The organism is Corynebacterium sp. KPL2850 (assembly GCF_040225855.1).
In the GTDB taxonomy this organism is placed as follows: domain Bacteria; phylum Actinomycetota; class Actinomycetes; order Mycobacteriales; family Mycobacteriaceae; genus Corynebacterium.
The window spans coordinates 59,655-66,768 of sequence record NZ_JBEHFV010000011.1; the positions used below are offsets into that span (position 1 = coordinate 59,655).

The window sequence follows — 7,114 nt, forward strand, 5'->3', positions numbered from 1 at the left end:
CAGAGGCCGCGTCAGGAGACAGACACTGTTTCAAACACGCGAAACTGGTCACGGATCCTTAATTTTGGCGAGATCTCCCCTAAACTATCTCCAGATCCCCGGAAAGTAGAAAGCCTTCACTTGTGACTTCTGAGAACACTCGCCGGGCGCGCAATATCCAACCCGCGCCCTCTGCCGCTAGCGCGGTTAAGCAAAAGGGTTCCACGGCCACCAAAACCATCGTGGCCGTCATTTCTGCCCTCATCCTAGCTGTCTCCGGCGTGGGCTATGCCACGGTGGGACGCTTGGATACGGGCATGTCCTCCGCCTCGGACCTATCCTTGGGCGAGGATGGTTTATCCGATCCTTCCTTGGACGGCGCCGCCGATATCTTGCTCGTGGGCAAGGACTCGCGTACCGATGCCCAGGGCAACCCGCTCTCCGAAAAGGAGTTGGCGGATCTCCACGCCGGCGTTGCCGAGGGCGAGGAAAATACCGACACCATCATGCTCGTGCGCATTCCGGAAGACGGCTCGCGTGCTACGGCTGTCTCCATTCCGCGCGATACCTATGTCAACGACCCGGACTACGGCAATATGAAGATCAATGCCGTCTACGCCTCGCACAAAAACGACAAAGTCCAGGAGCTCCAGCAGGAAAACGCCGAGGCGGAGGCGCAGGGTGAGAAGAAACCGTATTCGGATAAGGACATCGAAAAGCACGGCGTGGAAGCAGGCCGCGAAGGCCTGCTCAAGATGGTGCACTCCCTGACCGGCGTATCCATTGACCACTACGCCGAGGTGGGCTTGCTGGGCTTTACGCTGCTTACTGATGCCGTCGGTGGCGTCGACGTGTGCCTCAACGAAGATGTTGAGGACGAGATGTCCGGCGCCAAATTCCACAAGGGGACCCAGACCCTCGATGGCGCGAAGGCGCTGACCTTCGTGCGCCAGCGCTATAACCTGCCGCGCGGTGACCTCGACCGCATCGTGCGCCAGCAGGCGTATATGGCCTCGCTGGTTAAGAAGGTACTCGATAATGACACGCTGACCAGCCCGTCTAAGCTCTCCAAGATTGCTAAGGCCGTGGAGCGCTCCGTGGTCATCGATGATGGCTGGGACATCATGGGCTTCGTCACCCAGCTGGCCGGCCTGGCCGGCGGCAATGTCACCTTCACCACCATCCCGGTCACCTCCATCGATGGCCGCGGCGATTACGGCGAATCCATCGTCACCATCGATACCAATGAGGTTCACCGCTTTATGGAGGATCTGGCCAAGTCGCACGAGGAAGCCGAAGAAGAGGCGGCCGAGAAGGACGAGAAGACAGAAGACGCGCCGGAGCATGATGCTGATATCAACTCCGATAACGAGGTCCACGTCCTCAATGCCGGCAATATCGATGGCTTGGCCGCCGGCATCGGCACCTGGCTGGAAAACACCGGCTATACCGTCGAGCGCTCCGCCAACGCCCAGCCCGGCATCTACTCCGAGTCCCAGGTCGTGGCCGCGGACCCCGATAGCGAAGATGCCAAGAAGCTGGCGGAAAAGCTCGGTGGCCTGCCGGTGGTAGAAAACCCGCAGCTCGATGACAATACCTTGCTCGTCGTGGCCACCGATGATTACCAGGGCCCCTCCGATGAGGAAGCAAGCGCCGAGGAATCCGCGGCCGAGGAAGATACCGACCTGGTAGGCACCCCGGGCAATGACTTCGGCGCCAACAAGGTTTCCCCTGAAATCGACGCCGGCGGCGACGGACCGCGCTGCGTGAACTAAGCAGGCTGGCCTACGATGGGCGGGTATGGAACTACTCGCCCATCTTTTAAACGCCGATGCCGCCACCCCGCGGCTGACTGTTTATAACGAATCCACCGGCGCACGCATGGATTTTTCCGCGCAGACCCTAGATAACTGGGTGGCCAAGATCGCCAATATGTTGGAAGAAGAGCTCGACTTGGAGCCGGATTCCACCATCGCCATCGATGTGCCCACCTCGTGGCAGGCCGCCGTCATTGCCTTAGGCGCCCTCGCCGCCGGGCCCACCTTTGATTTCGGTGAGTCGGCCGCGCTTGCCGACGTCGTCTTTACCTCCCCCTCCCGCTACCTTTCAGCCCAAGAGCGGCAGCCGCAGGCCGATATCGTGCTCATCAGCGATGATCCCTTTGGCCGTGGCATCGTCGAATCCGGCGGGGATCTGCCCACCGGTGCCATTGACTTCGGCCCCACCGTCCGTTTTTATGGCGACCAATACTTCGGTGAAACCCAACCCCTGCCAGAGTTGGTGACCCCGCCCGCGAGTGCCGAGCGGTTGCTGTCTACTGGGTGGAGCGACAAAGCTTCCTTCACTCGCGCCGTCCTCGAGCCCTTAGCCGCCGGTGGCTCTGCCGTCATCGTCGCTGGACTCTGCCCCGCGTCCCGCCTGGATGAAATTGCAGCGAATGAGAAAGTAACTGCCCGGCTGTAGGCCAAGTGGCCTATACTTGCCTTCCATCATGTTCTTGGGAATCTCTTCAGACGCGTGGGTCTACATCTTTATTGGTGTGCTCATTTTGGTCGGCACTATCACTCAGGGCTCGATCGGCTTTGGGCTCGGCACCATCGCCACCCCCATTGTCGCGCTCTTGCGCCCGGATTTAGTCCCCACGCTCATCTTGCTCCTTGCGCTGTGCATTTCCATCTATACTCTGGCGCGGACGTACCGCGAAACCTCATGGCGCTTGGTCGGCATATCCGTCATCGCCCGCATTCCGGGCTCGTTTGCCGGCGCGTGGGCGATCGCTTCTCTCTCGCACGACGGTCTTTCCATCTTCATCGGCTGCGCCGTGCTCTTGGCGATGTCCCTCTCCAGCCTCGGCTGGAGCCCCGAGCCTACCAGGCGCAATACCGTCCTGGCCGGGCTTACCTCCGGCTTCCTGGGCACCTCCACCTCCATCGGTGGCCCGCCGATGGCGCTGATCATGAAGCGCTTCGACCCGCAGCGCACCCGCGGCAGCCTCGCCGGAACCTTTGTGATCGGTACCGTTATGTCGCTCATCATCCTGGGCTTTAACGGCCAGGTCACCCAGCCGCAGGTCTATGCCGCCGCGGCCTATAGCCCGTTGGTGGTCATCGGCCTATTCATTGCCAATTACCTCAACCACTTCATCGATACCAAGCGCCTTAACCGCATTGTCACGGTGGTAGCTATTACCGCCGCCCTTGCCCTTATCGGCCAAGTGGTGTTTTTCTAAGCCGGCTATAAGACCGGTATTGCGTTGTGATCACTGCCCCCGGTTTTGTCTCTAGCCTGTCCAGCTATTGTTTCGCGCTGAAAAAAGGTTGTACGCTAGAAGTGCATCATCAGCGCAGAGGAAGGACCAGAGAGTCTGTACCCTCCATTAATTTTCCCTGCGCCCTATTCTCTTTCTTTTAGGTGATGAAATGAACGAATTTATCGCTGCGCGCTGGCAGGACATCCTTTTCCGCAGTTACCAGCACGCAAGCCTTGTCATCCAATCGGTCGCCGTGGCCCTAGTCATCGCGTTGATTATTGCCATTTTTGTAGCCCAACGCCCGCGCGGTGCGGCTATCGCTAATGCCTTAACCTCCATCGGCCTGACCTTGCCTTCGCTGGCACTACTTGGCCTTGCCATCCCGCTCTTTGGCATCGGCACCATACCTTCCGTTGTCCTCGTGGTCTTTTATGCCGTCCTTCCCATCCTGCGCAATGCCATCGTCGGTTTGCACAATGTCAGCGATGATGTCATCGAATCCGCCCGTGGGCAGGGCATGAGCTCGACGGCCATCCTCTTCCGCATCCGGCTGCCGCTGGCCTGGCCAGTGATTATGACCGGCATCCGCGTCTCCACTCAGATGTCTATGGGTGTTGCGGCCATCGCCGCCTACGCGCTCGGCCCAGGACTGGGTGGATATATCTACTCAGGGCTAAGCCAAATCGGCGGTACCAACGCACTTAATTTCACGCTGGTGGGCACCATCGGTGTCGTCATCATTGCGCTCATTGTGGATGCGATTCTCGCAGGAATCCAAAAATTGACCACCCCGAAAGGTATTTAAGAATGTCCGATTCAACGCACGCTTCATCCACACACTCTGCGGACGCAAGCAACAGCGGTGCCAGCATCGTATTTGATCACGTCACCAAGGCCTATTCGGGACAAGACTCCCCCGCCGTCGAGGATCTCTCCTTCGAGATTCCGGCGGGCGAGCTGGTCGCATTCGTCGGCCCCTCCGGTTGCGGTAAAACCACCTCGCTGAAGATGATTAACCGCTTGGTGGAGCCGACCAGCGGCACCATTTATATCGATGGCGAGGACGCCACCAAGAAAAACCCCACGCAGCTGCGCCGCGATATTGGCTATGTTATCCAAGGCGGCGGGCTCATCCCGCACATGTCCGTCGCGGATAATATCGCCCTGGTGCCCAAGCTGAAGAAGTGGAAGGCCGATAAGATTTCTCAGCGTACCGATGAGCTTTTGGATATGGTCGGGCTCGATCCTGCTACCTACCGCGATCGCTTCCCCAGCGAGCTATCCGGTGGCCAGCAACAGCGCGTCGGCGTCGCCCGCGGCCTGGCGGCGGATCCGCCGGTGGTCTTGATGGACGAGCCCTTCGGCGCGGTCGACCCCATCACTCGCACCCGCCTGCAGGATGAATTGGTCAATATCCAATCCGAGCTGAAAAAGACCATCATCTGCGTCACGCACGATATCGATGAGGCCATCAAGCTGGGCCACCGCATCCTCATCTTTGAGCCAGGCGGAAAGATCAGCCAGTACGATACGCCCGAAAATATCCTCGCCGCGCCCGCAAATGATTTCGTGGCTGACTTTATTGGTTCCGGCTCCGCCTTAAAGCAACTCAACCTACGTCGTGCGGACGAGCTGGAGCTTGCGGATCAGGCGACCGCGCGCATCGGCGAATCCACCGATAAGGCGCTAGCGCGCCTGCGCGAGGCCGGCGAAGAAATGGTGGTCATCGTCGATGACAAGGGCCATCCCCGCGACTGGATCTTCGCCCGCCAGCTCGAGCGCTACGAGACCATCCCGGAGCCGCAGTTCGAGCTCAACTCCGTTGTGGATGCGCGCTCTACGCTAAGCGATGCCATGTCTGCCATGCTTGCTTCCTCCCACAGCGGCGCGCTTGTTACCCGCCGCGGCGAATTCGTGGGCGTTTTGTACTACGAAACGGTCACGGATTATATCCAGCAGATGAACGCCGCGGCTCAAGAGGCTTTAGATGAAAAGGAGGTGGATTCCGGTGGAGAAATTTAAGCGCCTCACCGGTGAAGACCGCCTCCTTATCATCGGCATCCCCATCCTGGTGGTGCTCACGGTGGGCGGTTGGCTCATCTGGCACGCCACCGCCGAGCTGGATGATATTGAAGAGCGCACCCTGCAGATTAGCTCCGTACTCACCATGACCCGCGAGCACTTGGTCCTCGTGGTCATCTCCGCGTTGCTGGTCATCGCCACGGCCGTGCCACTGGGCATCGTGCTAACGCGCAAGTCCACCAAGTTCATGGCGCCGATCATCACCAGCATCGCGAATATCGGCCAAGCCGCGCCCGTCGTCGGTGTCATCGTCTTATTGGCCATCTGGTTGGGCTTTGGCGAACCGGTGGCCATCCTCGGCCTCTGGTTCTATGCCTTCTTGCCGGTGCTCGCCAATGTGATTGCGGGATTGCGGGGTGTGGATAAGCAGCTTGTCGAGGCCGCCTACGGCCTCAGCATGTCACCCTTCCAGGTTCTCACCAAGGTCGAGCTGCCCATGGCCCTGCCCGTTATCATGACCGGTATCCGCACCTCCTTGGTGCTTTTGGTCGGTGCTGGTGCGTTTGCCACCTTTATTGATGCCGGCGGCCTCGGCGGGCTGATTACCACCGGAATCAACCTCTACCGCAACCCTATTCTCATCTCCGGCGCGGTCCTCATCGCGTCCTTAGCCTTAGCGGTCGAATGGGTGGGCCGCGTTCTTGAGGTTGTCTTCGCCCCGAAGGGAATGATCAAATGAAACGCCTCCTCGCAACGCTTGCCGCCGCAAGCACGTTCTTCCTCACCGGGTGCGGCCTCGGCACCGCCGGTGGCCTCATCCCGAGTGGGGAGTTAAAGGGCGACCTTGCCGATATCGACCTCGACGGCGCCAATATTTCCATCGGTTCCAAGAACTTCACCGAGCAGGTCATCTTGGGCAAGATTGGCGCAATCCTCTTGGAATCCGCAGGTGCCAACGTAAAGGACCTGACCAATATCCCCGGCTCCACCTCGGCGCGCCAAGCGCTGGAGGTCGGCGATATGGACTCCATGTTTGAATACACCGGTACCGCCTGGATTACCTACCTGGGCAATGCCGATCCGGTCCCCGGCTCGCAGGAGCAATACGATGCGGTAAAAGATGCCGATAAGGACAACGGGCTTACCTGGCTGCCCCCAGCGCCGATGAATAATACGTACGCGCTAGCCATTAGCGAGCAGTCCCACGCAAAGTACGGCCTCGAATCGCTGGCAGATATTAAGGGAGTTCCCACCAACGAGCAGACCTTTTGCACCGATAGCGAGTTCTTGGCCCGCAATGATGGCCTGCTTACCATGTTGGATAGCTATGGCGTTGAAAAACCACCGCGCGACCGCATCCGGATCATGGATTCCGGCGCCGTCTATGCCGCCTTGAATAAGGGCGAGTGCACCTTTGGTTCAATCTTCGCCACTGATGGACGCATTAAATCCCTGAACCTCACCGTACTTGAGGATCCTGAGCTCTTCTTCCCCAAATACAACCTCGCCCCAGTTGTGCGCACGGAGGTCCTGGAGGAACACCCAGAGATCAAGGATCTCTTCGCTCCCTTAGCGGAGCTCCTGACGGATGAGAAGATGCAGGAGCTCAATGCCCGCGTGGACGTCGACGGTGAGGACTACACCGCCGTGGCCCGGGATTTCCTTATCGATGAAGGGCTGCTAGAAGCTTAATCATCTGGCCGCTCTACCAGCGCAAATGGATTTACAGGAAACTTTCAGTAATTTTCAGCGACCTATCAGATAGATTCCATTGCTGTTCCAGCCACATGCCCCATACTTAAATCATGCGTTTGAGAGAGCGCATACGAGAGAGATAGAGAGAACCCCTCAGTTTCCAGAGGG

Annotated in this window: 7 protein-coding genes; all 7 read left to right on the forward strand. The window is 59.0% G+C overall.

Annotation, left to right across the window (positions count from 1 at the left end; all coding sequences use genetic code 11):
• Positions 1–122: 122 nt before the first annotated feature.
• The gene (locus ABRP93_RS05455) at positions 123–1,754 is read left to right on the forward strand and encodes an LCP family protein (RefSeq protein ID WP_023025576.1); all 1,632 of its coding nucleotides are present in this window, start codon (positions 123–125) and stop codon (positions 1,752–1,754) included.
• A 25-nt stretch (positions 1,755–1,779) separates the two neighbouring features.
• The gene (locus ABRP93_RS05460) at positions 1,780–2,442 is read left to right on the forward strand and encodes a TIGR03089 family protein (protein ID WP_349868359.1); all 663 of its coding nucleotides are present in this window, start codon (positions 1,780–1,782) and stop codon (positions 2,440–2,442) included.
• Between the two features lie 28 nt (positions 2,443–2,470).
• On the forward strand, positions 2,471–3,208 hold the full coding sequence (locus ABRP93_RS05465; RefSeq protein ID WP_023025571.1) for a sulfite exporter TauE/SafE family protein: 738 nt from the start codon (positions 2,471–2,473) through the stop codon (positions 3,206–3,208).
• 190 nt (positions 3,209–3,398) lie between these two features.
• A complete protein-coding gene (locus ABRP93_RS05470; protein WP_023025569.1) occupies positions 3,399–4,034 on the forward strand; it encodes an ABC transporter permease in 636 nt (211 codons plus the stop codon).
• A 2-nt stretch (positions 4,035–4,036) separates the two neighbouring features.
• Positions 4,037–5,251 (forward strand): ABC transporter ATP-binding protein, encoded by a 1,215-nt coding sequence (locus tag ABRP93_RS05475; RefSeq protein ID WP_349887181.1) that lies wholly within the window; start codon positions 4,037–4,039, stop codon positions 5,249–5,251.
• On the forward strand, positions 5,238–5,990 hold the full coding sequence (locus ABRP93_RS05480; RefSeq protein WP_349887183.1) for an ABC transporter permease: 753 nt from the start codon (positions 5,238–5,240) through the stop codon (positions 5,988–5,990). Before ABRP93_RS05475 ends, ABRP93_RS05480 begins: the two co-directional genes overlap by 14 nt.
• On the forward strand, positions 5,987–6,943 hold the full coding sequence (locus ABRP93_RS05485; RefSeq protein WP_023025563.1) for a glycine betaine ABC transporter substrate-binding protein: 957 nt from the start codon (positions 5,987–5,989) through the stop codon (positions 6,941–6,943). The genes ABRP93_RS05480 and ABRP93_RS05485 overlap by 4 nt, the downstream gene beginning before the upstream one ends.
• Positions 6,944–7,114 lie beyond the last annotated feature (171 nt).